This window comes from Gemmobacter nanjingensis (genome assembly GCF_014652195.1).
Taxonomy (GTDB): Bacteria; Pseudomonadota; Alphaproteobacteria; order Rhodobacterales; family Rhodobacteraceae; genus Gemmobacter; species Gemmobacter caeni.
Genome location: NZ_BMYI01000001.1, coordinates 354759 through 381317 on the forward strand (window position 1 = coordinate 354759; position 26559 = coordinate 381317).

Below are 26559 nucleotides of genomic sequence, written 5' to 3' on the forward strand. Positions count from 1 at the left end.
CCGGACGCGCCCTATTGATCGGAAAACCCGATCACGGTGCCGCCATGCAGATCGACCTTCTGGACACGTTTCTCGACCTTTGTGAAACGCGCAGCTTCAACCGCACCGCCGAACGGCTGGACGTGACACAAAGCACCGTCTCGGCCCGGATCGCGGCGCTGGAAGCGGCGTTGGGCGCCCGGCTTTTTGCCCGGTCCCGCGCAGGCACCGATCTGACGATGGAAGGGCGGCGCTTCGAATCCCATGCCCGCAGCCTGCGCCATGAGTGGAACGAGGCGCGCCGCCGCATCCGCCTGCCCGACCGCGCGGCACAGCTGATCCGGCTGGGCATCCAGAATGACCTTGCCGCCCAGCATATCGGCGAATGGGTCGCCGATTTCCGCCGCGCCCTGCCGGAAACCGCCTTTTATATCGAGCCCGATTACTCCAATCAGATGTGCGCCGACCTGCTGACCGGGGTGCAGGATTTTGCGGTGATGTTCTCGCCCAAGCCCCACCCCGATCTGCATTTCGAAACCGTGGGCGAAGTGCCCTATGTCATGGTCTCGTCCGAGGCCGAGACGCTGGAACAGGTCAGCCCCGACAGTTTTGTCTTCGCGCATTTCTCGCCCGCATTCGAACGGATGCACCGCGAGGTGACGCCGCAACTCGCAGGCTCCGCCATTTCGGTTGGCCAAAGCGCCACCGTCGCCAGCCTGCTGAGCGCGATGGGCGGCGCGGGTTATGTGCTGGAGAAAACCGCGACCGGGCTTGTTGCCAGCGGCCATTTTCGCCGGGTGAGCGATGCGCCGGTGCTGCGCCAGCCGGTCTATGCCGCATTACACCTGCGGCACCGTATCTCGCCGCTGCACCGCCGCCTCACCCGCATCGTGCGCCGCCGCCTCGCCGCCGCAGGCCCCGAGCCACTGGACAGCCCGCCCCGCGCCGCCTAGCCTCGCCCTGCAACGCATGCAGGAGGCCCCGATGCCCGTCACCCTCGTTCAGGTCGATTTTCCCCATTCCGGCCCCTGGGGTGCCGAAATGGCCTCCGCTTTCGAAGGGCTGGCGCAATCCATCGCAGCCGAGCCGGGCTTCCTGTTCAAATACTGGACCGAAGATCAGGCGCAGGGCATCGCGGGCGGCATCTACGGCTTCGCCAGCCGGGCCGAGGCCGAAGCCTATCTGACCATGCATACCGCCCGGCTTCAGGGCTTCGGCATCACCGGCATCCGTGGCCTGATCCTTGATGTGAATGAACCGCTGTCCCGCATCGACAAGGCGCCGGTCCTCTGAGACGCGGCTCTTTCACTCTGACAAAATATCCCGGAGGGTGGCCGGAGACCGGGGGCAGCCGCCCTTGTACCGCTTCCCACCCGGAACCCAGACCTGGACCCAGTCGCCCGCGCGCGCCGGACCTTTGAGGCCCGAAGCCATTACATGACCCCCACCAGCCGCCGCATGACCGCGCGGTAGCGTGTCTCGATACTGTCGCGCGCCACATGGCGCCCGCCCCGCACCACATGACGCCCTGCGGACCACAGATCGGCCACGAGCCGATCATCGCCCGCGAAGATCCAGACATCGAGGATCGCATCCTCGCGCCGCCCCTCCAGCATCAGCGCGCCGGTGTCCAGCGCAAGAAGATCGGCCCACAGCCCCGGCCCAATCGCCCCGGCGGCCCGACCGCCCGCCTGCGCCCCACCCCGCGCCGCACTTTCCACCAGCACCCGCCCGTTCGAGGCATCGGCGGTCGCCAGCATCGCCCGGCCCCGATCACGCAGACGCTGCGAATATTCGTAGGACCGCAGTTCCTCGGCCTGCGAGATGCGGATATTGCTGTCCGAGCCCACGCCGAACACACCGCCCGCCGCCTGCCAGCGCATTCCGTCAAAGATGCCGTCGCCCAGATTGGCCTCGGTGATCGGGCACAGCCCCGCCACCGCGCCCGTGCGTGCCAGCGCCTCTGTCTCGGCGGGCAGCATCTGCGTCGCATGGATCAGGCACCAGCGCGTATCCACGGGCGCATGCGCCAGCAGCCATTCGGTCGGCCGTGCGCCGTAAGCTGCCTGCACTTCCTCCACCTCGGCCACCTGTTCGGCCAGATGCAGATGCACCGGCCCACCGAAGCCCGGCATCGCGGCCAGGGTTTCCGGGCGCACCGCGCGCAGCGAATGCGGCGCCACACCGATCACGCCGTCCGGCAGCGTCGCGACCGCCTTAGCGGCGGCCTCATGCAGCCGGGCGAAGCGATCAGGCGCATTGCCAAAACGCAACTGCCCCGTGGTCAGCGCCCGCCCGTCACAGCCGCCGCGTTCGTAAGCGACCGGCAAGAGCGTCAGCCCGATGCCGGTCTCTGCCGCCGCCGCGACGATACGCGCCGACATTTCGGCCAGATCGGCATAGGGGGCACCGCCCGGCTGATGATGCAGGTAATGAAACTCGCTGACCCCGGCAAAACCGGCCTCCAGCATCTCCACCTGCACCAGCGCGGCGATGGCCTGCACATCCTCGGGCGTCAGATGGTCGAGGAAGCGATACATCAGGGTCCGCCAGGTCCAGAACGAATCCTGCCCTGCGCCGCGCCGCTCTGTCATCCCCGCCATGGCGCGCTGGAATGCGTGCGAATGCAGGTTCTGCCCGGCGGGCAGCAGGCAGCCGACCCGCTGCCCTTCTGGCGCGGTGCCCGGCGTGACGGACGTAATGCGCCCCTCCGCCATCTCCACGCGTACCGCTTCGGCCCAGCCATTCGGCAGCAATGCCGTCTCCGCCCAGATCACCGTCATCGCATCCTCTTGACAGATGTTATTATGTGCAGAAATAATCACATCAAGCGCAGACAAAATCAAGCGGGGAGCGCGATGATTCTGACCAATGCCACAGTAGCGACGATGACGGGGGGCTATGGCCTGATTCCCGAGGCCGCCATTGTCCTTGAAGGCGATCGCATTGCCTGGGTCGGGCCGATGGGCGACCTGCCCGCCTCGGCCGCACCTGTCACCGATCTGGGCGGACGGCTGGTGACGCCGGGCCTGATCGACTGTCACACCCATCTGGTGTTTGGCGGCAATCGCGCACGGGAATTCGAGATGCGGCTGACCGGCGCCTCTTACGAAGAAATCGCCCGCGCCGGCGGTGGCATTGTCTCGACCGTAAGCGCAACCCGCGCGGCATCAGAGGACAGCCTGCTCGCGCAGGCTCTGCCCCGGCTGGACCAGATGCTGACCGAGGGCGTGACGCGGATCGAGGTCAAATCGGGCTATGGCCTGGACATCGAGACCGAGCTTCGGATGCTGCGCGTGGCGCGGCGGCTGGCCACCCTGCGCCCGGTGCGGATCAGCACCACCTTCCTTGGTGCCCATGCCATTCCGGCCGAATACAAAGGTCGCGCCGATGATTACATCACCGAACAGGTGATCCCCGCCCTGCACCGCGCCCATGCCGAAGGCTTGGTCGATGCGGTGGACGGTTTCTGCGAGGGTATCGCCTTTTCCCCCGACCAGATCACCCGCGTCTTTGCCGAGGCACGCGCATTGAACCTGCCCGTCAAGCTTCATGCCGAACAATTGTCGAACCTGCATGGCGCGGCGCTGGCGGCGCGGCACGGGGCGCTGAGTGCCGACCATCTGGAGTATCTGGATGCCGAAGGCGCGCAGGCCATGGCGGCGGCGGGTACGGTGGCGGTGATCCTGCCCGGCGCCTTCTACGCCCTGCGCGAAACGCAGCTTCCGCCCGTGGCGGCGCTGCGCGCGGCAGGGGTCGACATGGCGGTCGCGACAGATTGCAACCCCGGCACCGCGCCGATGACCTCGCTCTGCCTTGCCATGAACATGGCCTGCACCCTGTTCCGCCTGACACCGGAAGAGGCACTGTCCGGCGCCACCCACATCGCCGCCCGCGCACTGGGTCAGACCGAGGAAGGCCGGATCGCGCCCGGCTTCCGCGCCGATCTGGCGATCTGGCAGGCCCGGCACCCGGCAGAACTCGCCTATCGCATCGGGGCCACGCCCCTTCACGCCCGCATCTTCGGAGGCCAACTTGACGCCTGAAATCCTGATCCCCGGCCAGACCACGCTTGACCAGCTTGAACGGCTGTGGCGCACCGAAGCCCCGGCGCGTCTGGCACCCGAGGCCCGCGCAGGCGTCGAAGCCGCCGCAGCCAGAATCGCCGCCGCCGCCGCGGGCGACGTGCCGGTCTATGGGGTGAACACCGGCTTCGGCAAGCTGGCAAGCCTGAAGATTGCCGCACAAGATACTGCAAAGCTTCAGAAAAACCTGATCCTCAGCCATTGCTGCGGCGTGGGCGACCCGATGCCCCGCGCCACCGCGCGGCTGATGATGGCGCTGAAGCTGCTGTCGCTGGGCCGTGGTGCCTCGGGCGTGCGGTGGGAGGTCGTGGCGATGCTGGAGGCGATGCTCGACAAGGGCGTGACCCCGGTGATCCCGGCGCAGGGCTCGGTCGGCGCCTCGGGTGATCTGGCACCGCTGGCACATATGGCCGCCGCCATGCTGGGCGCGGGCGAGGCAGAGTTCGCAGGCCAGGTCAAACCCGCCGCCGAAGCCCTTGCCGATGCTGGCCTTTCGCCGATCACGCTTGGCCCGAAAGAAGGGCTGGCGCTGATCAACGGCACGCAGTTTTCCACCGCCTATGCGCTGGCCGGCCTGTTTGGCGCCTGGCGCGCGGCAACGACCGCGCTGACTGTCTCGGCCCTCTCCACCGACGCGATCATGGGATCGACCGCGCCCCTGCGGCCGGAAATCCATTCGCTGCGCGGTCACGTCGGACAGATCGAAGCCGCCGCCTTCATGCGCGCGCTGCTGGACGGGTCGGAGATCCGTGAAAGCCACCGCGAGGGCGACAGCCGGGTGCAGGACCCTTACTGCATCCGCTGCCAGCCGCAGGTGACCGGCGCCGCGATGGACATTCTGCGCCAGGCCGCCCGCACGCTGGAGATCGAGGCCAATGCCGCCACCGACAACCCGCTTGTGCTCAGCGACGGGGCCATTGTTTCGGGTGGCAACTTCCACGCAGAACCCGTTGGTTTTGCAGCAGATATGATCGCCCTTGCGCTCAGCGAGACCGGCGCCATCGCGCAGCGCCGCGTGGCGCTGATGGTAGACCCGACGCTCAGCTTCGACCTGCCGCCTTTCCTGACGCCGAACCCCGGCCTCAATTCGGGCCTGATGATCGCAGAGGTCACCACCGCGGCGCTGATGAGCGAGAACAAGCATCTGGCCCACCCTTGCGTCACCGACAGCACGCCGACCTCCGCCAATCAGGAGGATCACGTCTCCATGGCTGCGCATGGCGCGCGGCGGCTGGGGCGCATGGTCGAGAACCTGAACGTCATTCTGGGGGTCGAGGCGCTGTGTGCCGCGCAGGGCGTGGAATTCCGCGCACCGCTGGCGACCTCTGCACCACTGGCGGGGGTGGTGGCGCGGCTGCGGGCGGAGGTTCCGTCGCTGAAAGACGACCGCTACATGGCGCCCGATCTGGCTACCGCCGCGCGTCTGGCCGGCAGCGGCGCACTGGTGGAGGCGGCGGGCATTGCGCCCCCGGCGCTGGCATGAAGCCGCTGGACGGCCTGCGTGTGCTCGATCTGACCCGCGTTCTGGCGGGTCCGTTCTGCACCGCGCTGCTGGCCGATCTGGGCGCTGAAATCATCAAGCTGGAGCCGCCCTCAGGCGATGACTACCGCCATATCGGCCCCTTCGTGCAGGGTGAAAGCGCGCTGTTCACGCTGGTGAACCGGGGGAAGCAATCCATCGTTCTGGATCTGAAATCCCCGGCGGATCAGGCGCTTGCCCGCGACATTGCGCTGCAGTGCGATGTGGTGGTGGAAAACTTCCGCCCCGGCGTCGCGGCCCGTCTGGGGCTGGGCGCCGAGGATCTGCGCGCGGCGAAACCGGGGCTGATCTATGCCTCGATCTCCGGCTTCGGCCAGTCTGGCCCGGCAGCACACCTTCCGGCCTATGATCTTGTGGCGCAGGCCATGTCCGGCCTGATGGCCGCAACGGGCGAGGAAGGCGGCGCGGCCCTGAAGGTGGGCGAAAGCTACGGCGATCTGATGGCCGGTCTTTACGCAAGCTGGGCCATCCTCGCCGCGCTGCACCAGCGTGACCGCACTGGCGAAGGCGCCATGATCGACGTGGCAATGTTTGACGCGCTGTTCTCCCTGCTGCCCACCAGCCATGCACTGCATTTCTACGCCGGGAAGGCGCCCGCGCGCACCGGCAACCGTCACCCGTTGTCCACCCCCTTCGGATGCTTCACCTGCGCCGACGGGCAGGCGGTGATCGCGGTGCTGGGCGATGGTCAGTGGCAGCGGCTTTGCGCCCTGATCGGCGTGACGCCCGCACCGCATCTGGCAACAGATGAGGCCCGTACCGCGCATGAACCCGAGGTCCGCGCGATGATCGAAGCCTGGACCAGCCCGCGCCCGATGGCCGAAGTGGTCGCCGCCCTTGCTGGCGCGGGTATCCCCACAGCCGAGGTGCAAACGCTGGCGCAGGCGGCGGAAAGCCCCCATGCGCAGGCGCGCGGGCTGGTCAGCGACCTGCCGCATCCGGTGCTGGGCCATGCCAGGACCATCGGGCAACCCGTTCGCTTCAATGGCGAAAAGCCGATCTCCTCCATCTCCGCGCCGCAGCTTGGCGCCGACCGCGCCGCGATCCTGCACCGCCTTGGACTTGCCGACCATGACTGACCTTTTCCATATGCTCAGCGACGAGGAACGCGCCTTCCTCGACATGCTCGCCCGCTTCTGCGCGCAGGAACTGGCGCCGAAAGCCGCCGCGACAGATGAAAGCGGCGCCTTCGTCCATGACCAGCTCGCGGCGCTGGCCGCGACCGGCATGATGGGTGCCAACCTGCCAGAGCCCTGGGGCGCGGGGATCAGCGCGCAGGCGCTGCTCAGGGCGGTCGAACTTGTGGCGGGCGGCTGCGGGTCCACCGTCTCGGCGCTGACCGCGCATTACCTTGCTACCGATTCCATCCTGATCGGCGGCACCGGAGCTCAGCGCGATCACTGGCTGCCCATGGCCGCCGAAGGCACCACGCTGGGGGCCTTTGCGCTGACCGAACGCAACGCCGGGTCCGACCCCGCCGATATGCGCACCCGTGCCAGCCGCACCGCGACCGGCTGGCACCTCAAGGGCGCCAAATGCTTCATCTCCAACGGCGGCGTGGCCGATTTCGTCATCGTCTACGCCGTCACTGATCCGGCCAAAGCCCACAGGGGCATCAGCGCCTTCCTCGTGCCGAAAGGCACTCCCGGCCTGACGCCCGGCCGCGCCGAACGCACCATGGGTCTGCGCGGCGGCCATGTGTGGGAACTGGATCTGGATTGCCACCTGCCGCCAGAGGCGCTGCTGGGTGACGAAGGCACCGGCTTCCGCACCGCGATGAAGGTGCTGGACAATGGCCGGGTCGAGGTCGCCGCCATGTGCATCGGCATCGCACAGGCAGCGCTGGACGCCGCCGTGGAGTGGAGCAAGACCCGCATCATCGGCGGCGAGCCGCTGGCCAATCGTCAGGGCATCCGCTGGCAACTGGCCGACATGGCACTGGACCTGCGCGCCGCCCGCCTTCTGGCGCTGGAGGCCGCGCGCCAACGCGCCCTCGGCCTGCGCTTCAGCGAGGCCGCCAGCATGGCCAAACTCGCTGCCTCCGAAATGGCCGGGCGCGTCACCGATGGCGCGCTGCAACTGCATGGCGGCTATGGCTACACCGCCGATTTCCCGCTTGAACGCCACGCCCGCGATGTCCGCATCATGCGGATCTACGAAGGCTCTTCCGAAATCCAGCGCGGCATCATCGCCGCCCATCTGCTCGCCTGAGGATCTCTTCCATGAACAGCCGTCACAACACCCGCGACATCTATCCGCCCACCGGCACCACGCTGAATGCAAAGAACTGGCAGGCCGAAGCGGCGCTGCGCATGCTGATGAACAACCTCCACCCCGATGTGGCGGAAAACCCGCATGAGCTGGTGGTCTATGGCGGCATCGGCCGCGCCGCCCGGACGTGGGAGGATTTCGACCGCATCTGCGCCGCGCTGAAGGATCTGGAGGCCGATGAAACCCTGCTGGTGCAATCGGGCAAACCCGTCGCCATCGTGCGCACCCATGCCGATGCCCCCCGCGTGCTGATCGCCAATTCGAACCTTGTGCCGCATTGGGCGACATGGGAACATTTCAACGAATTGGATCGCAAGGGCCTGATGATGTACGGCCAGATGACCGCCGGGTCGTGGATCTACATCGGCACCCAAGGCATTGTGCAGGGCACCTACGAGACCTTCGCCGAGGCCGGACGCCAGCATTACGCAGGCGATCTGACCGGCAAATGGGTGCTGACCGGCGGCCTGGGCGGCATGGGCGGCGCGCAGCCGCTGGCCGCCGTGATGGCCGGGGCCTGCTGCCTCGCGGTCGAGGTGGACGAGACCCGCATCGACTTCCGCCTGCGCACCCGCTACGTTGATGCCAAGGCGAAAACGCTGGATGAGGCGCTGGCGCTGATCGCCGGTTGGACGGCGAAGGGCGAAGCCAAATCGGTGGGCCTGCTGGGCAACGCCGCCGAGGTATTCCCCGAACTCCTGAAGCGCATGAAGGAGGGCGGCCCCCGTCCCGACATCGTGACCGACCAGACCTCCGCCCATGACCCGCTGCATGGTTACTGCCCGGCGGGGTGGAGCGTGGGCGACTGGCGTGCCAAACAGGAAGCCGCGCCTGTCGAAGTCGAACGCGCCGCCCGCGCTTCGATGAAACAGCATGTCGCCGCCATGGTCGGCTTCCATGAGGCCGGCGTGCCCACCCTCGATTACGGCAACAACATCCGTCAGGTGGCTAGGGACGAGGGGCTGGAAAACGCCTTCGCCTTCCCCGGCTTCGTCCCCGCCTATATCCGCCCGCTGTTCTGCAAGGGCATCGGCCCGTTCCGCTGGGCCGCGCTGTCCGGCGACCCCGAGGATATTGCGAAAACCGATGCCGCGATGAAGAAACTCTTCCCGGAAAACAAGCATCTGCACCGCTGGCTTGACATGGCGGGCGAGCGCATCGCCTTTCAGGGTCTGCCCGCGCGCATCTGCTGGATCGGCCTTGGCGACCGCCACCGCGCGGGGCTGATGTTCAACGAGATGGTTGCCAGCGGAGAACTCAAGGCCCCCGTGGTCATCGGCCGCGACCACCTCGATTCGGGCTCCGTCGCCTCGCCCAACCGCGAGACCGAAGCCATGCGTGACGGCTCGGATGCCGTGTCGGACTGGCCGCTCCTGAACGCGCTGACCAACACCGCCTCGGGCGCCACCTGGGTCAGCCTGCATCACGGCGGCGGCGTCGGCATGGGCTTCTCGCAGCATTCAGGTGTGGTGATCGTGGCCGACGGCACGCCCGAGGCCGCGAAACGCCTTGAACGCGTGCTGTGGAACGATCCGGCCTCCGGCGTCATGCGCCATGCCGATGCGGGCTATGACATCGCACTCGATTGCGCGCGCGATCACGGGCTGCGCCTGCCCGGCATCCTCGGCAATTGAGCTTCCTGCTTCTTGCCGAAATACTCCACGGGGGACCGGGGGTGTGAAACCCCCGGTCCGCACCGGAAAACCCGCGCCAACGGAAGGAACCTTACATGCATTACGCTCCGGGGTCCGAACCCTGCCCGCTGCCCTATTCCCCGTTCAAGGCCTGCACCGTGCCGCGTCCGATCGGCTGGCTGTCCACCATCTCGAAAGCCGGGGTCGCCAATCTCGCCCCCTACAGCCAGTGGCAGAACCTGACCTTCGATCCGCCGATGGTGATGTTCGCCGCCAACCAATATTCCGACGGCCGCCGCAAACATACCGTGATCAATGCCGAGGAAACCGGCTGGTTCGTCTGGAACATGTGCACCTATGACCTGCGCGAGGCAATGAACCAGAGCGCGGTGGAATGGCCCGAGGGTGACGATGAATTCCTGCGCGCGGGCGTCACCGCCGCGCCCTGCATCGACGCGCCGGGGCCGCGCGTGGCCGAAAGCCCGGCGCATTTCGAATGCCGTTACCTCTCCACCCACCGCCTGCGCGGCAATTCAGGGCACGGCTGGGTCGATGTGGTGTTCGGCGAGGTCGTGCGCATCCATGTCGCCGATCATGTGCTGACACCGGATGGCAAGCTGGACTACGCGAAAATCCGGCCGCTCGCCCGCGTCGGCTATCACGATTACACCAGCTTCGCGGAGACTTTCACCATGCCCATTCCCGGCGCGACCGGCGCCGCAGCGGCGGGGCTGGAAGGCAAAGCCTGATCAGCCCGTGACCGGCTTCATCCCGGCCCGGAACCGCGCCGCATTGGCGCGGTAGCCTTCCGCAGATTTCAAGAGCCGCGCCCGCGCTGCCTCGTCCAGTTGCCGCACCACCTTGCCCGGCGCGCCCATGACCAGACTGCCATCGGGGATTTCCTTCCCCTCGGTGATCAGCGCCCCGGCGCCGATCAGGCAGCCCTTGCCAATCTTCGCACCATTCAGCACGGTGGCCCCCATCCCGATCAGGCTGCCCTCGCCGATGATGCAGCCATGCAACATCGCCTTGTGCCCAATCGTGCAGTTGGCGCCAATGATCAGCGGATAGCCCATATCGGTATGCAGCACGCAGTTTTCCTGCACATTCGACCCTGCGCCGACGCGGATTTCCTCGTTGTCGCCGCGCATGGTCACGCCGAACCAGACCGAGGCGCGGGCTTCCAGAACCACCTTGCCGATCAGATTGGCATCCGGCGCCACCCAGGCATCCGGGGCGATCTGTGGTGCCACACCGTCAAGCTCATAGATCATCGCGCGTCAAACTCCCTGTTCAGGCCGCGCACAAACTCCGACAGGCCGGGCTGACGGTCGCGGCGCATGCGTTCGGCCCTGAGGATCGTCACCAGTTCCCCGAAGGCCGTGTCGATGTCATGGTTGACGATGACGTAATCATATTCCGCCCAATGGCTGATCTCGTCGCGGCTTTTCGCCATGCGGCCCGCGATCACCTCGTCGCTGTCCTGCGCGCGGCCGCGCAGGCGGCGGTCAAGTTCGGCAATCGAGGGCGGCAGCACGAAGATCGACACCACATCACGGCCAAGGCTGGAGTTGCGGATCTGCTGCCCGCCCTGCCAGTCGATGTCAAAGAGCGTATCGCGCCCCTCGGCCATCGCGGTTTCCACCGGCCCCTTGGGCGAACCGTAGAAATTGCCGAACACCTCGGCATGTTCCAGCATCTCGCCCGCCGCCGCCATCGCCTCGAATTCGGCGCGCGATTTGAAGTAATATTCGCGCCCGTCCACCTCGCCCGGACGCGGCGCGCGGGTGGTGGCGGAAACCGAAAACCGCAACGTTGGATCCCAGTCCATCAGCCGCCGCGCCAGCGTCGATTTGCCCGCCCCCGAGGGCGACGAGAGGATAAGCAGCAAACCCTTGCGCGTCATGGTCATTCCACGTTCTGAACCTGTTCCCGCATCTGGTCGATCACCGTCTTGAGGTCAAGCCCGATGCGGGTCAGCCCGATATCCTGCGCCTTGGAACACAGCGTATTGGCCTCGCGCATGAATTCCTGCATCAGGAAATCGAACTTGCGCCCGACGCTGCCGGGTTCCGCCAGCAGCTTGCGCGCGGCCTCCACATGGGCGGCAAGGCGGTCCAGTTCCTCGGTCACATCGGTTTTCACAACGATCAGCGCCAGTTCCTGCGCGAGTCGCGTCTCATCCGCCGCCTCGGCGGCCTCCAGCAGGCGCCCGACCTGCGCGCGCAGCGCCTCGGCCTGACGGGTGCCGCGCAGGCCCGCCTGGGCTGCGGCCTCGGCGCGCAATTCCGCGATGCGGTCGATCTGGCCCGCGATCACCGTATGCAGCGCAGCCCCTTCCGCCGCACGCGAAGCGGCGAAATCGGCAAGAAGCGGCGGCAGATCGGCCAGGATCGCGGCGCGCAGCGGTGCGGTATCTTCCTCTGCCCCGCCGCTTTCCACCACGCCGCGCCAGGTCAGCACATCGGCGGGTGACGGCTGCGTCAGCGTCACGCCGGTTTCCATCGCCGCTGCCTCCACCGTCGCCAGCGCGCCCAGAACCGCACGCAGCGTCGCCTGATTGAGCCTCAGCACCTCGGCCTCCGGCGCATCACGGGTGACGCGCAGGCTGAGGCTCACGTTGCCGCGCCCCAGTGCCCGGCCCAGTTCGGCGCGCAGCGCCTGTTCCAGGCCGTCGATCCAGTCCGGCACGCGCAGCCGCAGATCCAGCCCCTTCCCGTTGACCGAGCGCAGATCCCAGATCCAGCCCGCCCCCGCGCCCTGCCCTCTGCGGGTGGCAAAGCCCGTCATGGAATGCGTCATCATCTTTCTCCGATCGGCCCTTCGCGGGCGGTGCATTTAACCATTTGTATAGATTCCCGCTCCGAAGGCCACAAATCCCTGTATGTTAATTCCCGGGTAAGCAATTTGGCCCGCAACACGCACTGGCGGAGGAAAGGCGATGGCATTGCGGTTTTTCGGGAATGGTCCGGGCGGATCGGGCGAGGACAGCCAGCCCCCCGGCGCCGGTTGCGCCGCGATGATTGCCGAAGTCCGGGGCTACTGGCAGGCTTTGCGCCGCGACGGGGCGCTGCCGCTCCGCGCCGAGATCGACCCGCGCGGCATTGCCGGGGCGCTGAGCGGCGCCTTTCTGGTGGAACGCATCGCACCCGGCGTCGGGCGTCTGCGCATCGCGGGCAGCAGCTTCACCGAGCTTCTGGGCATGGATGCGCGTGGCATGCCGCTGTCGTCGGTGTTCGATCCGGCGGCCCGCAACCGGCTGGCGGTGGCGCTGGATCAGTGCTTCCTGCGCCCCGCTATCCTTGACGCGCCGCTGACCGCGGAAACCGGGCTGGGTCGCCCTGCCCTGACCGGAAGGATGATCCTGCTGCCGCTGGCCAGCGATGGCACCCGCGCCGAAACGGCGCTGGGATGCCTTGCGCTGTCGGGCACGGTGGGGCGGCAGCCGCGCCGCCTGATCCCCGGTGCCCTGTCCCCCGAGCCGCTGAACCCCGGCGCCCCCGACCTGCGCGCGCCCGCACTGCGGATGCTGGAGGCCGCCGGGCCGCAATTCGCGGTTAGGCCCACGCGCAGTGGCACCTCCTATCTGCAACTGGTCGATCTGGACGAGACCTCAGCGCCGCACCGGGTTTGACCAGGCCCGCCGCCCGGCCGCGTCAATCACCGTGACGCGCAGCCAGGGCGAGGCGCCCAGCCGCTCCAGCGGCACTTCGGCGCGGGTCATCGACTGGCCATGTACCGCCTTCGCCCCCGTTCCCGCGCCCTGCACGATGACCGAGACAACGGCAGAGCTTTCCACGATCACCCGGTTGCCTTCGACCACCACATCACGCAGTTCCGGGCCTTGTGAACTGTAGAACTGTCCCGACTTCAGCGCCGCCAGCAGCGCCTCGGGCGTGTTCTCGGTGGCCTTCACCATGACCCAGCCGCCAAAGTGATCGGGTTCGGAAAAATGCGCATCATCGGTTGCGATCAGGCTGAGGTCGCGTCCCTCGGTCAGCAACAGATCGGCGATGGAAAAGCCGTCCGGCCGGTCGCAGCCCATGGCGCAACCGTGGTTGTAGACCTCGACCGCATGGGCCGCCGTCAGGCTGCGCGCATCCGCCAGCGTCAGGCCCGACCATTGCGGATGAGCGATGGCGACGAAGGCCCCCGCCGCCACGGCGCGGGCGGCAATCTCCGGCCCCGTCTCCATCCCCGGCTGCACACGGAAGTCCGGCGCATTGCCCGGCGCGAAATCCGGCGGCAGGCCAACGGCGAGGATATGCCACAGCTCGCCGTTGGACATCGGGCCGGAATGCAGCTCCGCCCCGATCAGCGTGGTGAAGCCCTCGGCCCGGAACGGCACAGTGTCAGCAACGGGATAGCCGAAGCAGCCGACGAAGTGATCGGTCAACGCCATGAAATCATAGCCTTCCGCCCGATAGCGGCGGCAAACTTCCTCTGGTGGCAGAGCCCCGTCCGACAGGTTGGAATGGGTGTGCAGATTGCCGCGCCAGAAACGGCCGGGGGTGGAAAAGGCGGAAAGACGCATCGAAACCTCCATGTTGCCGCCGATCCTGCCACCGTTTCATGGCAGGCGCATGACCGGGGGCGACATCGGCTCAGGCCACACGCTGCCCCGCGACCCAGGTGCCGCGCAGCAACACCGTGGCGCCATGGCGGCGGAAGCGGACCAGATCGGCCCGCAACCCCGGCACCAGCCGCCCGCGATCCGTCAGGCCCACCGCCGCTGCCGGCGCCGCCGTCACCGTGGCAACCCCGCGTGGCAGATCAGACCACAGATCCCCCAGCCGCAGCGCCGCCAGCAGCAGGGCCGCAGGAACATAATCAGACGACAGAATGTCCAGACAGCCCGCAACCGCCAGCGTTTCGGCGGCCACATTGCCCGAATGCGACCCGCCCCGGATCAAGTTCGGCGCCCCCATCATCACCGCGATTCCCGCCGCCTGACAGGCCCGTGCGGCCTCTGGCGTGGTCGGAAATTCGGCAAAGCGCGCACCATGTGCGGCGGACTGCGCAACATCCGTGCCGGTGGTATCATCATGGCTCGCGAGATGCGCGCCCAGCCGCCGCGCCGCCGCAACCGCCGCAGCCTCATGCGCCGCGCCCACCTCGGCCGAAAGCGCCAGACGGTCGGCGACATGGGCGTCAAACTCGGCCTCGGTGAAGCCATGCTTGCCCATCAGGTAATGGCGCAGTTGAGTCAGGTCGCGGAACTGCCGCTGGCCCGGCGTGTGATCCATCAGGCTGACAATGCCCACACCATCGGCCGCGCCGAACTTGGCCAGTTCCTCCGGCAGGGTTTCCGAACAGATCTCGGCCCGCAGGTGCAGCAGGTGGTCGATCTTCAGCACGCCCGCCATGCGCAGGCCCAGAATGTCATCGGCCAGCGCGCGGGCATATTCGCCATACCTCCCCTTCTTGCGCGAGGGCAAAGACCCCACCCGCAAGGCATCGAAAACCGTGGTGATCCCGCAGCCCGCAAGCTCGGCATCATGGGCCAGAATCGCCGCCTCATGCGGCCACGGCACTTTGGGGCGCGGCTCGGTGTGGCGTTCCAGATTGTCGGTATGCAGTTCAATCAGACCCGGTGCCAGAAAATCGCCGCCGCAATCCAGCGCACCGGGCGGCAGATCGGCGCCTTCGCGGATTTCGGCGATGCGCCCTTCCGCAACCACCAGTGCGCCGCGCACCAGCCGGTCGGGCAGAACCAGAACCGCATTGCCCAGAATGAAATCACCCATTGTTGCCCTCGTCCGCCGCCTGTGCCCCTGCCTACCCTGCCGCGCCCGGCAGGAAAAGACCGCCGCCCGGCCTTGCTCTGCCCGCTGCAATGCCGCAAAACGGGACCATCATGTCCGAGGCAGGAAACCGCAGCATGACGGCAGAGCTTACCGACCCGGTGCTGGTTCCCGGCCCCGAAACCGCGCGCAGTTTCCGCGATGCGCTGGGACGCTTCGCCACCGGGGTGACACTCGTCACCACCGAAGGGCCGAACGGGCCGCTGGGCTTTACCGCCAACAGCTTTGCCTCAGTCTCGCTCGACCCGGCGCTGGTGCTGTGGTCGCCCGCCCGCAGCGCGAGCCGCTTTCCCGCTTTCGCCGCCGCCCGGCACTATGCCATCCATATCCTCGGGGTGGATCAGTTCGACCGGATCGCCGCGTTCGGGCGCGGTGGTCCCGGCTTCGCCGACACCCTGCCCGACCGCAATCCCGAGGGTGTGCCGCTGATCCCCGGCGCGCTGGCGCGGTTCGACTGTGAACAGCACGCTACCCATGACGGGGGGGATCACCTGATCATCGTCGGGCGCGTACTGCGCTTCAGCCTGCGCGACGGCGCGCCGCTGGTGTTCAGCCAGGGTGCCTGGGGCGGTTTCGCCCATGGTGGCTGAGTGCCGCATTTGCAAAATGGACCACATCTGCATATCTTGATGCGAGCGACTGGTCCGAGGTGAACATGAACGCATCCGCACTGACCCCTGTGGAACCCGAAGGCGGGATGGAGCCGCTTGAAGGCTGCGGCGGGCTTTCGGCCGAAGAGATGATGGTGCAGGCCACGGCAGCAGCCGGGTTCCTGAAGGCGCTGGCACATGAGGGCCGGCTGATGATCCTGTGCCACCTGCAAGCGGGCGAGAAATCGGTGACCGAGCTGGAGCACCTTCTGTCCTCGCGGCAGGCCGCCGTCAGCCAGCAGCTTGCCCGGTTGCGGCTGGAGGGGCTGGTCAGTTGCCGGCGCGAGGGGAAGGTCATGTACTACTCGATCCAGGACCCCAAGGTCGCCACTGCCATCGGCATGGTCTATGAGCTGTTCTGCCAGCCGCCGGTCGTCCCGGCAGGCTGATCCCCGCACAGACGGCGTTTGACTTTTCGCTGGCCGCACCTGACAAGGTGTTAGCGCCAACGGGGAGGGAAGCGCCATGTTCCAGCGATTTGTCGCCATGATGATGCTGTGTGCGGGGCTGCTGTTGCCCGCAACAGCCCGCGCCGAGCCGCCATCTGCCGCCGAGGTGATGACAGGCTGGTATCGTCTGGTTCTGGAGCTTGTCCGCCACACCCCGACCTATTCCCCCCCTGTCGCCGCCCGCGCCTTCGGGTATCTGGGTGTCACGACCTGGGAAGTCCAGGTCGCCACCGCTGACAGCGGAGCCAGTCTTGCGGGGCAGTTGAACGGGTTGTCGCCGCTGCCTGATCTGCCCGCCGGACTGGACCCGGCCATCACCATGCAGGGTGCTCTTGCCCGCGCCGTGCCCTATTTCTTTGGCAATACCGGCCCGACCGGGCAGCGCGCCATGGCAGCGATGGAAAAGCGGCTGACTGACCGGCTGAGCGCGGATCGCGATGCCGCGCTTGTGGCCGAAAGCCTGGCCGCCGGGCAGCGCATCGCCGATCACATCATCGCCTGGTCCGAAGGCGACGGCGGCGCCAGGGTCGAGAACATGGGGTTCCCAGAAACCTATACGCTGACCGCCGGTCCCGCGCATTGGGTGCCGACTTCGGCCATTGTGCAGCAACAGAAACCGCTGCTGCCCGACTGGGGCCGCAACCGGCCCTTTGCCATGCCGGAAGGCAATGCCTGCCCGCTGCCCGCGCCGCCCGCCTATAGCGAGGCGCCGGGATCTGCTTTCCACGCCGAGGCGAAGGAGGTCTATGACACCTCGCGCAGCCTGACGCCCGAACAGCTTGCCATCGCGCGCTTCTGGTCGGACGATCCGATGCTGTCGCCTACCCCGCCCGGCCACTGGCTGACCATCCTGCTGGATCAGGCGGAGGCTGCCAATCTGTCCGATGACCGGCTGGCTGAAGGCTTGGCACGGCTGGGCATCGGCATGGCCGATGCATTCATCGGCTGCTGGCACAGCAAGTTCGAATTCGATCTGGTGCGCCCCGTGACCTATATCCGCCGCGTGATCGACCCGGCATGGGAGCCGCAGCTGATCACCCCGCCTTTCCCCGAATACCCGTCAGGCCATAGCACCCTGTCCGGCGCGGCGGCGGAGGTGATGACGGCAATCTTCGGGGAGGACCACGCCTTCGACGATGGCACGCATGAGGATGATGGTCTGCCCGCCCGCCATTTCGCCGATTTCCGCGCGGCAGCGCAGGAGGCGGCGATCTCGCGCCTGTATGGCGGCATTCACTTCCGCGCTGCCATCGAACGCGGTCTGGCACAGGGCGCCTGCATCGCAACCCATGCCAACGCGCTGAGGATGCGGCAATGACCGCCCGCGCCCTGCTGGTGCTGGCTCTGGGTACCCTGCCCGCACAGGCCGAAACCCCGGCGGTGCCCCGGTTCGAAGCCTACACCGGCGGCCCGGAACACAGCTTCACCGGCGAATGGCAATATATGGTCGGCGGCGGCGTCGCGGCTTTTGACTGTTCAGGCGACGGGCGGCCCGAGTTGTTCATGGCAGGCGGCACCGCCCCCGCGAGCCTCTGGCGCAATGACAGCACGCCCGGCAAGCTGGCCTTCACCCCGCTCGATAGCCTCGAAACCGCGCTGGAAGGTGTGACAGGCGCATGGCCCGTCGACATCGACAGCGACGGCATCACCGACCTGGCCGTGCTGCGCGTTGGCGAAAATCGCCTGTTGCGAGGCTTGGGCGACTGTCGGTTTGAACCGGCCAACGCGCTCTGGGGCTTCGACGGGGGCGACGCCTGGTCCACCGCCTTCGCCGCCACATGGGAGACAGGCAGCGCCTTCCCCACGCTTGCCATCGGCAATTACATTGACCGTGCGGAAGAGGCTTTCCCCTGGGGAAGCTGCACCGACAACTGGCTGCACCGTGGCACCGCCACCGGCTTTGCCCCGCCGCTGGCGCTGACGCCATCCTATTGCAGCCTGTCCATGCTGTTCACCGACTGGAACCGCAGCAGACGACCCAGCCTGCGGGTGTCGAATGACCGTGAATATTACAAGGGCGGGCAGGAACAGCTCTGGCATCTCGACCCCGGCGCGGCGCCCCGGCTTTACACGCCGGACGAGGGCTGGCAGCGGCTGCGGATCTGGGGCATGGGCATCGCTGGCGCCGATCTGGATGGCGACGGCTATCCGGAGTTTTACCTCACCTCGATGGCTGACAACAAGTTGCAGGTGCTGGTGCAGCCCGGACCGGACGCCCCGCCGCGCTACCGTGACGATGCCTTCCCGCGCGGTGCCCATGCCCAGCGGCCCTATACGGGCGGGGATGTGCGGCCCTCGACAGCCTGGCACCCCGAGTTTGCCGATGTGAACAACGATGGCCTTGCCGATCTGTTCGTGGCCAAGGGCAATGTCTCGGCCATGCCGGATTTTGCGGCGGACGACCCGAACAACCTGCTGCTGCAACGCGCCGACGGCACGTTTTACGAGGCCGGGGCTGCGGCGGGTGTGGCGTCGATGAAGGTGGCGCGTGGCGGCGCCGTTACAGATCTGGATGGCGACGGCTGGCTGGATCTGGTGGTGGTAAACCGCAATGCCCCGGCAGAGATCTGGCGTAACACCGGCACCGGGGCGCCCGGCACCTGGATCGCGCTGCGCCCGGAACAGCCCGCACCGAACCGCGACGCCGTAAATGGCTGGGTGGAAGTGCGGAGCGGAGGCAAAACCCAAAGGCAGGAAATCACCGTGGGCGGCGGCCATGGCGGCGGGCAGCTTGGCCCGCGCCATTTCGGCCTTGGCACCGCGTCAGAGGCCGAAGTGCGGGTGATCTGGCCTGATGGCACGGCGGGCGACTGGACGACACTGGCCGCCGGTCAGGTCTGGCACCTGCCGCGCGGCGGCAGCCCCGCCCCGGCGCCGTAAGACTGCCCCGCCGGACAGGCGGGGCCGGTCATCACTGCATGCCCAGAGCCTGCTTGTAGATTTCCAGCACCGCTTCTTCCTCGGCCAGCTGGTCCTTGTCTTTCTTGCGCATGGAAATGATCGACCGCAGCGCCTTGGTGTCATAGCCCCGGCCCTTGGCCTCGGCATAGACTTCCTTGATCTGCTCGGCGATGTCCTTCTTTTCCTGCTCCAGATGCTCGATCCGTTCGACGAACTGGCGCAGTTCGTCGGCGGTCACCTCATACGAGTCTTGTTGGCTCATCTTGCTCTTCCTCTTGCGCGGGATCGCGACCCCGCCCTCCCTAGCGCCCGTGCGGGGGCGGATCAAGCGCAGCGTCAGACGATCTCGGCCATGCGGGCAAAAGGCAGCCGTGGCGCGCGCGGGTTCACCTTTTCCGGCAGGCCATAGCCAAGGTTCATCAGGAAATTCACCTCCCACGGCCGCCCTTGCAGGAAGGCATCGGCCACCTTCGCCTTATCGAAACCCGACATCGGCCCGCAATCCAGCCCCAAAGCCCGCGCCGCCATCAGGAAATAGCCCGCCTGCAATGTGCCGTTGCGCTGCGCACTTTCCCGCGCCGCATCAAGGGACTTGTTGTAATAGCCCTGCACATCGGCCTGCGGCCAAAGCTCGGGCAGATTGCGCCAGAACTCCAGATCGTAGCACAGGATCGCCGTCGCGGGCGCTGCCATGGTCTTGTCATGGTTGCCCCGGCTCATTGCCGGGGACAACCGGGCCTTGCCCTCGGCTGTAGTAACGAAGATCACCCGCAGCGGTTGCTGGTTGAAGGCGGTCGGCCCCATCTTCGCCAGATCAAGCACCTGTTCCAGCAACTGCGCCGGAACGAGGCGGTCCTGCCAGCCGTGATGGGTCTGCGCTGCGCGGAACAGCAGGTCCAGCCCCGCTTCCGGCAGGTCGGACATGGCCGCCCGCGCCGCCTCGATCCGCTTGACCGTCGACATTTCCGTCATTCCCGCATCTCCCTTAATGCCATTGCAGACTTGCCAGCGCCCTGCCGCTTCGGTTAGGCCGGAACTCGGCCTGCGGCCAGCCTGCACAGATTCCCGCCCCCGGCAAGGGAGCGCAAGGGAACAGCGGGCGCGACAGAGGAAGGGGACATCCACGATGCAACTGCTGATCCTGCTGGGAGCCGCCGTATCGCTTGCCGGAATCGGAGGGCTGATCTGGTGCATCCTGCTGGCCGTGAAGGCGCGCAGCACCTCTGCCAATGACGATGAACTGCGGGTCCGGCTTCAGCGCGTGGTTGTGCTGAACATGGGCGCGCTTGGTGTATCGGCCATCGGGCTGATGATGGTGGTCAGCGGTATCCTGCTGACCTGAACCTCAGCCGTTGCGGTCAGCGAAGTGACCGCCCCGCGCCCCCAGCTCCGCGATCAGCGGCGCGGGTGACCACAGGTCGGGCCGCTCCTCGGCCCAGCGTTCAAGGTCATGCCGCAGCAGAATCGGGCCGCGCCGGTCAGCCCAGAACATCGGCCCGCCCTGCCAGCGCGCAAATCCGCTGCCCGCCAGCAGAGCGAAATCCACATCAGACGGCCGCGCGACCAGCCCCCCGCCCAGAAGGCGGGCGCCCTCGTTCGCCATGGCGCCCAGCACGCGCCCGGCAAGGCGTGCGGCCGCCGGAGTCGGCGGGGCATTTTCCGGCGCCTCGGGCACAAGTGATTGCAGACCGTAATCGGCAAGGGCACCGGCCAGCGCCGCCGGTGTTTCGCCCTGCGCCAGCATATAGGCCACCGCCGCGCGCCCCCTGACCATGACGCGGGCACCAATCCCGCCCGGAGCGGCGCAGCGCAGCGCCTCCATCCCCAGCCCGCGCGCCAGCGCAATGGCCCGTGCCTGCGCCATGCCCGAGGTCTGCGGCCCGGCCACCACCTCGATCAGGCGCCGCCCCGCCGGGCGGAAACCCAGAACATCGGCCAGCCGCGCCCCGCTTTCCGCCACCTCGGCCCGGACGATCAGCGCAAGGGTCGTGCCGGCGGCGGTCGCCTCCATCGCCTCGGCCAGAAACCCCGCCTCGCCCAGCAAAACAAGCTCGCATTCCGCCAGTGCCGCCGCGCCCAGCGCCGGGCTCAGCCGCGCCCATTGCGCATCGCGCACCGCAGGCTGGATCTGCCCTTCCGTCACCTGCCGCTCCTGCGCCGTGGCGATCCGCTCCAGCGCCTCGACCAGAAGCGGGCGATTGGGGTCGACCAGCACGACATCCAGCCCCGCCATCAGGGCCGGCAATGCCAGATCCGCCGTCCGCGCACCGAAAATGCCGATGCGCTGCGGCATCCGGGCCAGTGGTGTGCCCGGCGGCGGCCGTTGCGCCCCACGTTCAGCAAAGAAGGCATGGCGCAGCGCGGCGGATTCGGGGGTCGAGACCAGATCGTCAAAGGCGGCACGTTCGAATGCCTGCCCCATGTCAAAGGGCAAAAGCTGCGCCGCTTCAACACAATCCACGATCCGGGCCGGGGCGGGCAGGCGCCCCCCCTCGACCTGCGCGCGTGCCTGCGCGACCGCCCGGTGATAGGCGATGCCGTCCCGGACGCCCTCGGTCCGGTCCTGGCTGCGCAGCGGCGGCTGCCCGGCCAGCGCCTGCGCCCGCCGCAGGGCCGCAGCTTCCAGACCGTCTTCCACCACCTCGTCCAGAATGCCGAGGGCCAGCGCCTCTGCCGCAGAAACCGGTTTGCCGTCGAGCATCATCCGCAGCGCGTGTTCCGCGCCGATCAGACGTGGCAGCCGTTGCGTGCCACCCGCCCCCGGCAGAATGCCCAGCGTCACCTCGGGGAAGCCGACCCGCGCCGAGGCCAGCGCCACCCGTGAATGCGCGGCCAGCGCGAGTTCCAGCCCCCCCCCGAGCGCCGTGCCATGGATGGCGGCAATCACCGGCTTGGGACAGGCTTCGATCCGGTCACAAAGGTCCGGCAAGGCAGGCTCTGCCGGTGGCAGGCCAAATTCCGTGATATCGGCCCCGACCGGAAAACTGCGCCCCTCGGCCCGCAGGACCAGGGCACTGACATCGGGATTGGCCTCTGCATCATGCAGCGCCGCAAGGATCGCGCGGCGCAGGCCTGCACCCAGCGCATTGACCGGGGCAGCATCCAGCACCAGAACCGCAACCGAACCCTCAAGCTCCAGCCGCACCGGATGTCCGCTGTCCGTCATACCTGCCCCCTTGCGATTAGGGGCAGTAAGCCCCCAAACGGGGCGTTTGACAATCCCGCCAGCCGCGTTTTGCTGTCAAACCAAGCTGTTGGCCCTGCTTTCGGCATCAGACCGCCCGCGCGGCGGCGGCGCGGCGCGTCAAACCGGCATATTGTCGAAACCGGCCTCTATCTCTTCCTGCTCGGCCGCGCGCTCGGCTGCGGTTTTCGGTGTGATCGGCGCCAGCGGCATCATAGCCGTGGGCAAGACCCCGATCAGCGCCTGCATTTCGGCGAAAAGCCCCATCAGCCCCTGTTCACGGGCGGCCTGTTGCTGCTTGTCAGTCATTGCTTCCTCCCTCGGGTCACACCGCGCAAGCGCGGCAGAAAGGCGTGAAGGGCACCACATCCAGCCGCTCCTGCCCGATCTCGGCGCCGCATTTCACGCAATATCCATATTCACCGGCCTCAATGCGGTGCAGCGCGGCCTCGATCATCCGCATTTCCTGCTGACCGGACAGACCGATGCCCTCCAGCACCTCATCCCCTTCCCGCTCGGTCGCCATTTCCTCCCAGTCGCGGGCATCATGGCTGTCGAGTTCAGTTTCGATGGCGGCAAGACGCGCCTGCAATTGTGCCAGCCGACGTTCAAGCTGGGTCTTCCGGGTGGTGACAGGGATCATGGCAAGGCCTCCTCTTCGCGTAAGGATAGTTTACGCTGCCAGCGCCCGCGCACCTTGATGCAAGTCAACAGAAATCACATTCAAATCTTGCAATGTATCAGTGCTGCATTATATCCTCCGTACAGACGCAGGAGACAGGCCGATGACCACACCGATGCAGCCGAAGGTGCATGCCTTCTTCGATGAGGCAACCAATACGATCACCTATGTCGTGCAGGAACCCGAGGGGCGGGCCTGTGCCGTGATCGACAGCGTTCTGGACTTCGACTATCCCTCCGGCCGGACCGATACCCGATCGGCGGATGCGGTGATCGCCTTCATCCGGGAACAAGACCTTGATCTGAAGTGGGTTCTGGAAACCCATGTCCATGCCGATCACCTGTCGGCCGCGCCCTATATCCAGGAAGCTCTGGGCGGCCAGATCGGTATTGGCGACCGTATCACCGTGGTACAGGAGACCTTTGGCAAGATCTTCAACGAAGGCACGCGCTTCCAGCGTGACGGGTCGCAGTTCGACCGGCTGTTCGTCGAGGGCGATACCTTCATGATCGGCCAGCTGCGCGGCGAAGTGCTGCATACCCCTGGCCATACGCCTGCCTGTCTGACCTATGTGATCGGCGACACGGCCTTCGTCGGCGACACGCTGTTCATGCCCGATTTCGGTACGGCGCGCTGCGATTTTCCCGGCGGATCGGCCGAAACGATGTACGATTCGGTGCAGAAGATTCTGAGCCTGCCGGATGCGACCCGCATCTTCGTCGGGCATGATTACAAGGCCCCCGGACGTGACGTCTATGCCTGGGAAAGCACGGTCGGTGCGCAGAAGGCCCTGAACATCCATGTCGGCGCCGGGAAAAGCCGCGAAGATTTCGTGCGAATGCGCACGACGCGCGATGCGACGCTGGCGATGCCGCGGCTGATCATCCCCTCGCTTCAGGTCAATATGCGGGCGGGCCAGATGCCGGAACCGGAAGACAACGGCGTCAGCTATCTGAAAGTGCCGGTCAACGGGCTGTAACCGGCCAGACCGCCAACTGATCGTTGCATGCAGGGAGTTTCGATGATTCCGACGGATTGGATATGGGGCCTGGTCGGCGGCCTTCTGATCGGCGGCGCGGCCGGACTGTATCTGCTGGTGAACGGGCGCATCATGGGGGCGTCGGGCATTCTGGGTGGGCTGGTGGACGGCACCGGCCGCGACAGTATGGTCGAACGGCTGGCCTTCCTGTTCGGCGTGCTGGCCGTGCCGCCGCTGCTGGTGCCACTGTATCGGAGTGTGGACACCCATATTACCAGCAATCCGCTGGTCATCGTTGCGGCGGGCCTTCTGGTCGGCATCGGTACCCGGCTGGCGAATGGCTGCACCTCCGGGCACGGGGTCTGCGGCATCTCGCGTCTGGCGCCGCGCGGGCTGGCAGCGACAGCTTTCTACCTGCTGGGCGGGGCTGTCACCGTCTATCTTTTCCGGCATATTCTGGGGGTGATCTGAATGGCGCGCATTCCCGCGATGCCCGAACCGCGCGAGGTGGTGGCCTTTCTGGCGGGCGGGTTGTTCGGCTCGGGCCTGCTGGTTTCGGGCATGATCGACACGACCAAGGTGCAGGGCTGGCTGGATTTCTTCGGGGACTGGGATCCGACGCTGGCCTTCGTCCTGGGCGGGGCGGTGCTGCCGATGTTCTTCGTCTGGCGCATCGCAGAACGACGGGGCGTCTCGGTCTTCGGCGATCTGATTCCGGCACGCACACCGCCCCGGCTGGACGGGCCACTGATCTGGGGCTCGCTGCTGTTCGGGGCGGGCTGGGGTCTGGCAGGCCTTTGCCCCGGCCCGGCACTGGCCTCTTTTGCCCTCGGCGGCTGGGGCGGAGCACTCTTCTTTCTGGCGATGGTCTCGGGTATGGTCGTCACGCCTGCCATTCGCGCGTGGCTGTTTCGCCCCGCCGTCACCGACTGAGGACCGACCATGGATATCCGTGCCCTGACCCCGACCTATGCCGTCTCGCCGCAGATCAGCCCCGACGACCTGCCTGCGATCAAGGCGGCGGGCTATGTGACCGTGGTCGACAACCGCCCCGATGCCGAGATCCCTTCGGACCTGCATACTGATAACATGCGCGCGGCAGCCGAGGCGCTGGGGCTGGAGTTCATCGCAAATCCGGTGATCGGCGGCGCGATCACCGAAGAGAACATCTCGGCCCAGCGTGACGCCATCGATGCGGCCAGGGGCCCGGTCTTTGCCTATTGCGCTTCGGGCAACCGTTCGTCGGTGGTCTGGGCGCTGGCTCATGCCGGGCGTCTGCCCGCAGATGAGCTGATCGGGATTCCCGCGCGCTTCGGCTATACGCTGGAATGGCTGCGCCCGACGCTGGAAAACGCCTGAGCCTGCTTTGCCTGGACCGGCGTAAAGACGGTGCAGGTATCGCAGAATCGCAAGAACCCCGATCAGCATGGCTAGCCTGTCCCGGTCAGGGGCAGGACGGATGCTGCGGATTCCTGAGGGAGTGAGGCGGCAAGCGGTGCGGCTCCGCCTTCGCTGAGCGCGGTCAGGCGCACGGCCCGCATACCCCGGTTCTGCCCCAGACGGCCCTGCCCGGCCACCTGGCCATTACCACCCTCCAGACGAATCTGGTCGATCTGTGCGCCGGGCAGAGGCAAAACCCCGCCGGGCGCAAGGCGCAGCACCTCGTTCAGGGGAAGGGTCACCCGGCAAAGGACAGCCTCAACCACCGCTTCGGCTTCGGCCAGACGGTCCGCCAGCGCCGCGGTGAAACCCGGCCCCTCCATCGGGTCGGGCGCGGGCAGCGGCGTCTTGCGCTGCGGGCGACGGCCATGCCCTTCGGCCGGAAGGGCAAGGATCACCCGCCCCTCGCGCCCGGCGGCAAAACGCAGATCACAGGTCAGCACCTTGAACGGCGCATCCTCCAGCATCAGGGCCAGAGGCCGCGGCTCATCCAGATAGGAGGCGTAGCGAAACCCGTCCGTCCAGACCAGATCCTCTTCCGTCAGCAGCGCCTCTTCCAGCGCGGCCAGCGCGGCATCGACCCAGTCCGCCACCATGGCGGCATCGGTCCGTGTCGGGCGGCGCGGCGCAGCCGACTGGGGCGCGACATGCCCCAGCGTCTGCACCTCGATCAGCGCGGCCAGCAGGCCGGAATCCAGCACCATCACCCCTGTGGCCTCGCGCGGGCCTTCCAGAATCGCGATCAGGGCCAGATCAGGCGGCTGCTCCAGCAGTTCCGCCAGAGAGAACCGATGCGCGGCCAGACCCGACACGGTCAGGTCGCTGCCCAGCCTTTCGCGCGCGGCCCGCGCCAGCGCCAGCGGCAGCGCACGTTCCACACCGCCATCGGGCAGCCGCGCCGCCTGCGCCCCTGCCAGTTTGCGCCTGATGACCCCCTGATCCACGGTTGTTCCCCTTGTCT

At 67.2% G+C, this 26559-nt stretch carries 30 protein-coding genes; 18 read left to right on the forward strand and 12 right to left on the reverse strand.

Annotation, left to right across the window (positions count from 1 at the left end; genetic code table 11):
* On the forward strand, nt 1–932 hold a 932-nt coding region (locus IE126_RS01800), incomplete at its 5' end, for a LysR family transcriptional regulator (RefSeq protein ID WP_229825173.1).
* A 31-nt stretch (nt 933–963) separates the two neighbouring features.
* Nucleotides 964–1272 (forward strand): monooxygenase, encoded by a 309-nt coding sequence (locus tag IE126_RS01805; protein ID WP_189380027.1) that lies wholly within the window; start codon nt 964–966, stop codon nt 1270–1272.
* Between the two features lie 140 nt (nt 1273–1412).
* On the opposite strand, the gene IE126_RS01810 is transcribed toward IE126_RS01805, so the two are convergent.
* Complete coding sequence (locus tag IE126_RS01810) at nt 1413–2762, reverse strand: formimidoylglutamate deiminase (RefSeq protein ID WP_189380028.1); 1350 nt, start codon at nt 2760–2762, stop codon at nt 1413–1415.
* Between the two features lie 75 nt (nt 2763–2837).
* Between IE126_RS01810 and hutI the strand changes: the two genes are divergently transcribed.
* The 6 genes from hutI (at nt 2838) to IE126_RS01840 (ending at nt 10258) form a co-directional block, all read left to right on the forward strand.
* Nucleotides 2838–4025 carry an imidazolonepropionase gene (gene hutI / locus IE126_RS01815; protein ID WP_229825174.1) on the forward strand — a complete coding sequence of 396 codons (1188 nt, stop codon included), beginning with the start codon at nt 2838–2840 and terminating at the stop codon, nt 4023–4025.
* Nucleotides 4015–5547 carry a histidine ammonia-lyase gene (gene hutH / locus IE126_RS01820; RefSeq protein WP_189380030.1) on the forward strand — a complete coding sequence of 511 codons (1533 nt, stop codon included), beginning with the start codon at nt 4015–4017 and terminating at the stop codon, nt 5545–5547. The genes hutI and hutH overlap by 11 nt, the downstream gene beginning before the upstream one ends.
* On the forward strand, nt 5544–6683 hold the full coding sequence (locus tag IE126_RS01825; RefSeq protein ID WP_189380031.1) for a CaiB/BaiF CoA transferase family protein: 1140 nt from the start codon (nt 5544–5546) through the stop codon (nt 6681–6683). The genes hutH and IE126_RS01825 overlap by 4 nt, the downstream gene beginning before the upstream one ends.
* The gene (locus tag IE126_RS01830) at nt 6676–7815 is read left to right on the forward strand and encodes an acyl-CoA dehydrogenase family protein (RefSeq protein WP_189380032.1); all 1140 of its coding nucleotides are present in this window, start codon (nt 6676–6678) and stop codon (nt 7813–7815) included. Before IE126_RS01825 ends, IE126_RS01830 begins: the two co-directional genes overlap by 8 nt.
* A gap of 11 nt (nt 7816–7826) precedes the next feature.
* Nucleotides 7827–9509, forward strand: a complete 1683-nt coding sequence (hutU, locus tag IE126_RS01835) for a urocanate hydratase (RefSeq protein ID WP_189380033.1) — start codon at nt 7827–7829, stop codon at nt 9507–9509.
* A gap of 95 nt (nt 9510–9604) precedes the next feature.
* The gene (locus IE126_RS01840) at nt 9605–10258 is read left to right on the forward strand and encodes a flavin reductase family protein (RefSeq protein WP_054303246.1); all 654 of its coding nucleotides are present in this window, start codon (nt 9605–9607) and stop codon (nt 10256–10258) included.
* Here IE126_RS01840 and IE126_RS01845 read toward each other — a convergent pair whose 3' ends face one another.
* Genes IE126_RS01845 through IE126_RS01855 form a run of 3 tightly spaced genes read right to left on the reverse strand, consistent with a single transcriptional unit; the run spans nt 10259 to nt 12311 of the window.
* Nucleotides 10259–10783 carry a gamma carbonic anhydrase family protein gene (locus tag IE126_RS01845; protein WP_189380034.1) on the reverse strand — a complete coding sequence of 175 codons (525 nt, stop codon included), beginning with the start codon at nt 10781–10783 and terminating at the stop codon, nt 10259–10261.
* Nucleotides 10780–11415, reverse strand: coding sequence for a guanylate kinase (gene gmk / locus IE126_RS01850; RefSeq protein WP_189380332.1), 636 nt, complete (start codon nt 11413–11415; stop codon nt 10780–10782). Before gmk ends, IE126_RS01845 begins: the two co-directional genes overlap by 4 nt.
* A gap of 2 nt (nt 11416–11417) precedes the next feature.
* On the reverse strand, nt 11418–12311 hold the full coding sequence (locus IE126_RS01855) for a YicC/YloC family endoribonuclease (RefSeq protein WP_189380035.1): 894 nt from the start codon (nt 12309–12311) through the stop codon (nt 11418–11420).
* A 139-nt stretch (nt 12312–12450) separates the two neighbouring features.
* On the opposite strand from IE126_RS01855, the gene IE126_RS01860 reads away from it, so the two are divergent.
* Nucleotides 12451–13143, forward strand: a complete 693-nt coding sequence (locus tag IE126_RS01860) for a PAS domain-containing protein (protein WP_189380036.1) — start codon at nt 12451–12453, stop codon at nt 13141–13143.
* Here IE126_RS01860 and IE126_RS01865 read toward each other — a convergent pair.
* A complete protein-coding gene (locus IE126_RS01865; RefSeq protein WP_189380037.1) occupies nt 13123–14043 on the reverse strand; it encodes a CehA/McbA family metallohydrolase in 921 nt (306 codons plus the stop codon). The two genes, IE126_RS01860 and IE126_RS01865, sit on opposite strands and share 21 nt — an antisense overlap.
* Before the next feature lie 70 nt (nt 14044–14113).
* Entirely contained in the window at nt 14114–15256 is a 1143-nt protein-coding gene (locus IE126_RS01870) for an alpha-D-ribose 1-methylphosphonate 5-triphosphate diphosphatase (RefSeq protein ID WP_189380038.1), read from the reverse strand.
* 134 nt (nt 15257–15390) lie between these two features.
* On the opposite strand from IE126_RS01870, the gene IE126_RS01875 reads away from it, so the two are divergent.
* The 4 genes from IE126_RS01875 (at nt 15391) to IE126_RS01890 (ending at nt 19292) form a co-directional block, all read left to right on the forward strand.
* On the forward strand, nt 15391–15903 hold the full coding sequence (locus IE126_RS01875; RefSeq protein ID WP_054303271.1) for a flavin reductase family protein: 513 nt from the start codon (nt 15391–15393) through the stop codon (nt 15901–15903).
* Nucleotides 15904–16010: 107 nt separating this feature from the next.
* Nucleotides 16011–16352 (forward strand): ArsR/SmtB family transcription factor, encoded by a 342-nt coding sequence (locus tag IE126_RS01880; RefSeq protein WP_054303250.1) that lies wholly within the window; start codon nt 16011–16013, stop codon nt 16350–16352.
* A gap of 76 nt (nt 16353–16428) precedes the next feature.
* Nucleotides 16429–17730 (forward strand): vanadium-dependent haloperoxidase, encoded by a 1302-nt coding sequence (locus IE126_RS01885; protein WP_229825175.1) that lies wholly within the window; start codon nt 16429–16431, stop codon nt 17728–17730.
* On the forward strand, nt 17727–19292 hold the full coding sequence (locus IE126_RS01890; protein ID WP_189380039.1) for a CRTAC1 family protein: 1566 nt from the start codon (nt 17727–17729) through the stop codon (nt 19290–19292). Before IE126_RS01885 ends, IE126_RS01890 begins: the two co-directional genes overlap by 4 nt.
* Before the next feature lie 31 nt (nt 19293–19323).
* On the opposite strand, the gene IE126_RS01895 is transcribed toward IE126_RS01890, so the two are convergent.
* Nucleotides 19324–19575 carry a DUF2312 domain-containing protein gene (locus IE126_RS01895; RefSeq protein ID WP_054303252.1) on the reverse strand — a complete coding sequence of 84 codons (252 nt, stop codon included), beginning with the start codon at nt 19573–19575 and terminating at the stop codon, nt 19324–19326.
* 74 nt (nt 19576–19649) lie between these two features.
* Nucleotides 19650–20285, reverse strand: coding sequence for a malonic semialdehyde reductase (locus IE126_RS01900; protein WP_229825178.1), 636 nt, complete (start codon nt 20283–20285; stop codon nt 19650–19652).
* Between the two features lie 154 nt (nt 20286–20439).
* Here IE126_RS01900 and IE126_RS01905 point away from each other — a divergent pair, with 154 nt between their 5' ends.
* Nucleotides 20440–20655 carry a hypothetical protein gene (locus IE126_RS01905; RefSeq protein WP_054303253.1) on the forward strand — a complete coding sequence of 72 codons (216 nt, stop codon included), beginning with the start codon at nt 20440–20442 and terminating at the stop codon, nt 20653–20655.
* A 3-nt stretch (nt 20656–20658) separates the two neighbouring features.
* Here the strand turns inward: IE126_RS01905 and IE126_RS01910 are convergent, their stop codons facing one another.
* The 3 genes from IE126_RS01910 to IE126_RS01920 all read right to left on the reverse strand — a co-directional run bounded on the left by IE126_RS01910 (nt 20659) and on the right by IE126_RS01920 (nt 23140).
* Nucleotides 20659–22479 (reverse strand): enoyl-CoA hydratase-related protein, encoded by a 1821-nt coding sequence (locus tag IE126_RS01910; protein ID WP_189380040.1) that lies wholly within the window; start codon nt 22477–22479, stop codon nt 20659–20661.
* 138 nt (nt 22480–22617) lie between these two features.
* Entirely contained in the window at nt 22618–22806 is a 189-nt protein-coding gene (locus IE126_RS01915; protein WP_108130293.1) for a hypothetical protein, read from the reverse strand.
* Between the two features lie 16 nt (nt 22807–22822).
* On the reverse strand, nt 22823–23140 hold the full coding sequence (locus tag IE126_RS01920; protein ID WP_054303256.1) for a TraR/DksA family transcriptional regulator: 318 nt from the start codon (nt 23138–23140) through the stop codon (nt 22823–22825).
* A gap of 154 nt (nt 23141–23294) precedes the next feature.
* Here IE126_RS01920 and IE126_RS01925 point away from each other — a divergent pair, with 154 nt between their 5' ends.
* From IE126_RS01925 to IE126_RS01940, 4 genes are read left to right on the forward strand one after another with little or no spacing between them, the layout of a single operon-like run.
* Nucleotides 23295–24158 (forward strand): MBL fold metallo-hydrolase, encoded by an 864-nt coding sequence (locus IE126_RS01925; protein ID WP_189380335.1) that lies wholly within the window; start codon nt 23295–23297, stop codon nt 24156–24158.
* Between the two features lie 45 nt (nt 24159–24203).
* Entirely contained in the window at nt 24204–24629 is a 426-nt protein-coding gene (locus IE126_RS01930; RefSeq protein ID WP_108130325.1) for a YeeE/YedE family protein, read from the forward strand.
* The gene (locus IE126_RS01935; protein WP_229825181.1) at nt 24630–25091 is read left to right on the forward strand and encodes a DUF6691 family protein; all 462 of its coding nucleotides are present in this window, start codon (nt 24630–24632) and stop codon (nt 25089–25091) included.
* A gap of 9 nt (nt 25092–25100) precedes the next feature.
* Nucleotides 25101–25517 (forward strand): TIGR01244 family sulfur transferase, encoded by a 417-nt coding sequence (locus IE126_RS01940; protein ID WP_189380041.1) that lies wholly within the window; start codon nt 25101–25103, stop codon nt 25515–25517.
* Between the two features lie 71 nt (nt 25518–25588).
* On the opposite strand, the gene IE126_RS01945 is transcribed toward IE126_RS01940, so the two are convergent.
* Nucleotides 25589–26542: a FliM/FliN family flagellar motor C-terminal domain-containing protein gene (locus IE126_RS01945; RefSeq protein ID WP_189380042.1), complete on the reverse strand. Its 954-nt coding sequence runs from the start codon at nt 26540–26542 to the stop codon at nt 25589–25591.
* Between the last annotated feature and the right edge of the window lie 17 nt (nt 26543–26559).

What these genes read in the sequence shown, in the direction of transcription:
- IE126_RS01915 (WP_108130293.1), bottom strand. Translation starts at nt 22,806, where the DNA reads ATGACTGACAAGCAGCAACAGGCCGCCCGTGAACAGGGGCTGATGGGG.
- IE126_RS01935 (WP_229825181.1), top strand. Translation starts at nt 24,630, where the DNA reads ATGGCGCGCATTCCCGCGATGCCCGAACCGCGCGAGGTGGTGGCCTTT.
- IE126_RS01875 (WP_054303271.1), top strand. Translation starts at nt 15,391, where the DNA reads ATGACGGCAGAGCTTACCGACCCGGTGCTGGTTCCCGGCCCCGAAACC.
- IE126_RS01885 (WP_229825175.1), top strand. Translation starts at nt 16,429, where the DNA reads ATGTTCCAGCGATTTGTCGCCATGATGATGCTGTGTGCGGGGCTGCTG.
- IE126_RS01900 (WP_229825178.1), bottom strand. Translation starts at nt 20,285, where the DNA reads ATGACGGAAATGTCGACGGTCAAGCGGATCGAGGCGGCGCGGGCGGCC.
- IE126_RS01830 (WP_189380032.1), top strand. Translation starts at nt 6,676, where the DNA reads ATGACTGACCTTTTCCATATGCTCAGCGACGAGGAACGCGCCTTCCTC.
- IE126_RS01840 (WP_054303246.1), top strand. Translation starts at nt 9,605, where the DNA reads ATGCATTACGCTCCGGGGTCCGAACCCTGCCCGCTGCCCTATTCCCCG.
- IE126_RS01910 (WP_189380040.1), bottom strand. Translation starts at nt 22,479, where the DNA reads ATGACGGACAGCGGACATCCGGTGCGGCTGGAGCTTGAGGGTTCGGTT.
- gmk (WP_189380332.1), bottom strand. Translation starts at nt 11,415, where the DNA reads ATGACGCGCAAGGGTTTGCTGCTTATCCTCTCGTCGCCCTCGGGGGCG.
- IE126_RS01825 (WP_189380031.1), top strand. Translation starts at nt 5,544, where the DNA reads ATGAAGCCGCTGGACGGCCTGCGTGTGCTCGATCTGACCCGCGTTCTG.
- IE126_RS01810 (WP_189380028.1), bottom strand. Translation starts at nt 2,762, where the DNA reads ATGACGGTGATCTGGGCGGAGACGGCATTGCTGCCGAATGGCTGGGCC.
- hutI (WP_229825174.1), top strand. Translation starts at nt 2,838, where the DNA reads ATGATTCTGACCAATGCCACAGTAGCGACGATGACGGGGGGCTATGGC.
- IE126_RS01860 (WP_189380036.1), top strand. Translation starts at nt 12,451, where the DNA reads ATGGCATTGCGGTTTTTCGGGAATGGTCCGGGCGGATCGGGCGAGGAC.
- IE126_RS01865 (WP_189380037.1), bottom strand. Translation starts at nt 14,043, where the DNA reads ATGCGTCTTTCCGCCTTTTCCACCCCCGGCCGTTTCTGGCGCGGCAAT.
- IE126_RS01890 (WP_189380039.1), top strand. Translation starts at nt 17,727, where the DNA reads ATGACCGCCCGCGCCCTGCTGGTGCTGGCTCTGGGTACCCTGCCCGCA.
- IE126_RS01920 (WP_054303256.1), bottom strand. Translation starts at nt 23,140, where the DNA reads ATGATCCCTGTCACCACCCGGAAGACCCAGCTTGAACGTCGGCTGGCA.
- hutU (WP_189380033.1), top strand. Translation starts at nt 7,827, where the DNA reads ATGAACAGCCGTCACAACACCCGCGACATCTATCCGCCCACCGGCACC.
- IE126_RS01855 (WP_189380035.1), bottom strand. Translation starts at nt 12,311, where the DNA reads ATGACGCATTCCATGACGGGCTTTGCCACCCGCAGAGGGCAGGGCGCG.
- IE126_RS01905 (WP_054303253.1), top strand. Translation starts at nt 20,440, where the DNA reads ATGCAACTGCTGATCCTGCTGGGAGCCGCCGTATCGCTTGCCGGAATC.
- IE126_RS01925 (WP_189380335.1), top strand. Translation starts at nt 23,295, where the DNA reads ATGCAGCCGAAGGTGCATGCCTTCTTCGATGAGGCAACCAATACGATC.
- IE126_RS01880 (WP_054303250.1), top strand. Translation starts at nt 16,011, where the DNA reads ATGGAGCCGCTTGAAGGCTGCGGCGGGCTTTCGGCCGAAGAGATGATG.
- IE126_RS01845 (WP_189380034.1), bottom strand. Translation starts at nt 10,783, where the DNA reads ATGATCTATGAGCTTGACGGTGTGGCACCACAGATCGCCCCGGATGCC.
- IE126_RS01870 (WP_189380038.1), bottom strand. Translation starts at nt 15,256, where the DNA reads ATGGGTGATTTCATTCTGGGCAATGCGGTTCTGGTTCTGCCCGACCGG.
- IE126_RS01805 (WP_189380027.1), top strand. Translation starts at nt 964, where the DNA reads ATGCCCGTCACCCTCGTTCAGGTCGATTTTCCCCATTCCGGCCCCTGG.
- IE126_RS01940 (WP_189380041.1), top strand. Translation starts at nt 25,101, where the DNA reads ATGGATATCCGTGCCCTGACCCCGACCTATGCCGTCTCGCCGCAGATC.
- IE126_RS01895 (WP_054303252.1), bottom strand. Translation starts at nt 19,575, where the DNA reads ATGAGCCAACAAGACTCGTATGAGGTGACCGCCGACGAACTGCGCCAG.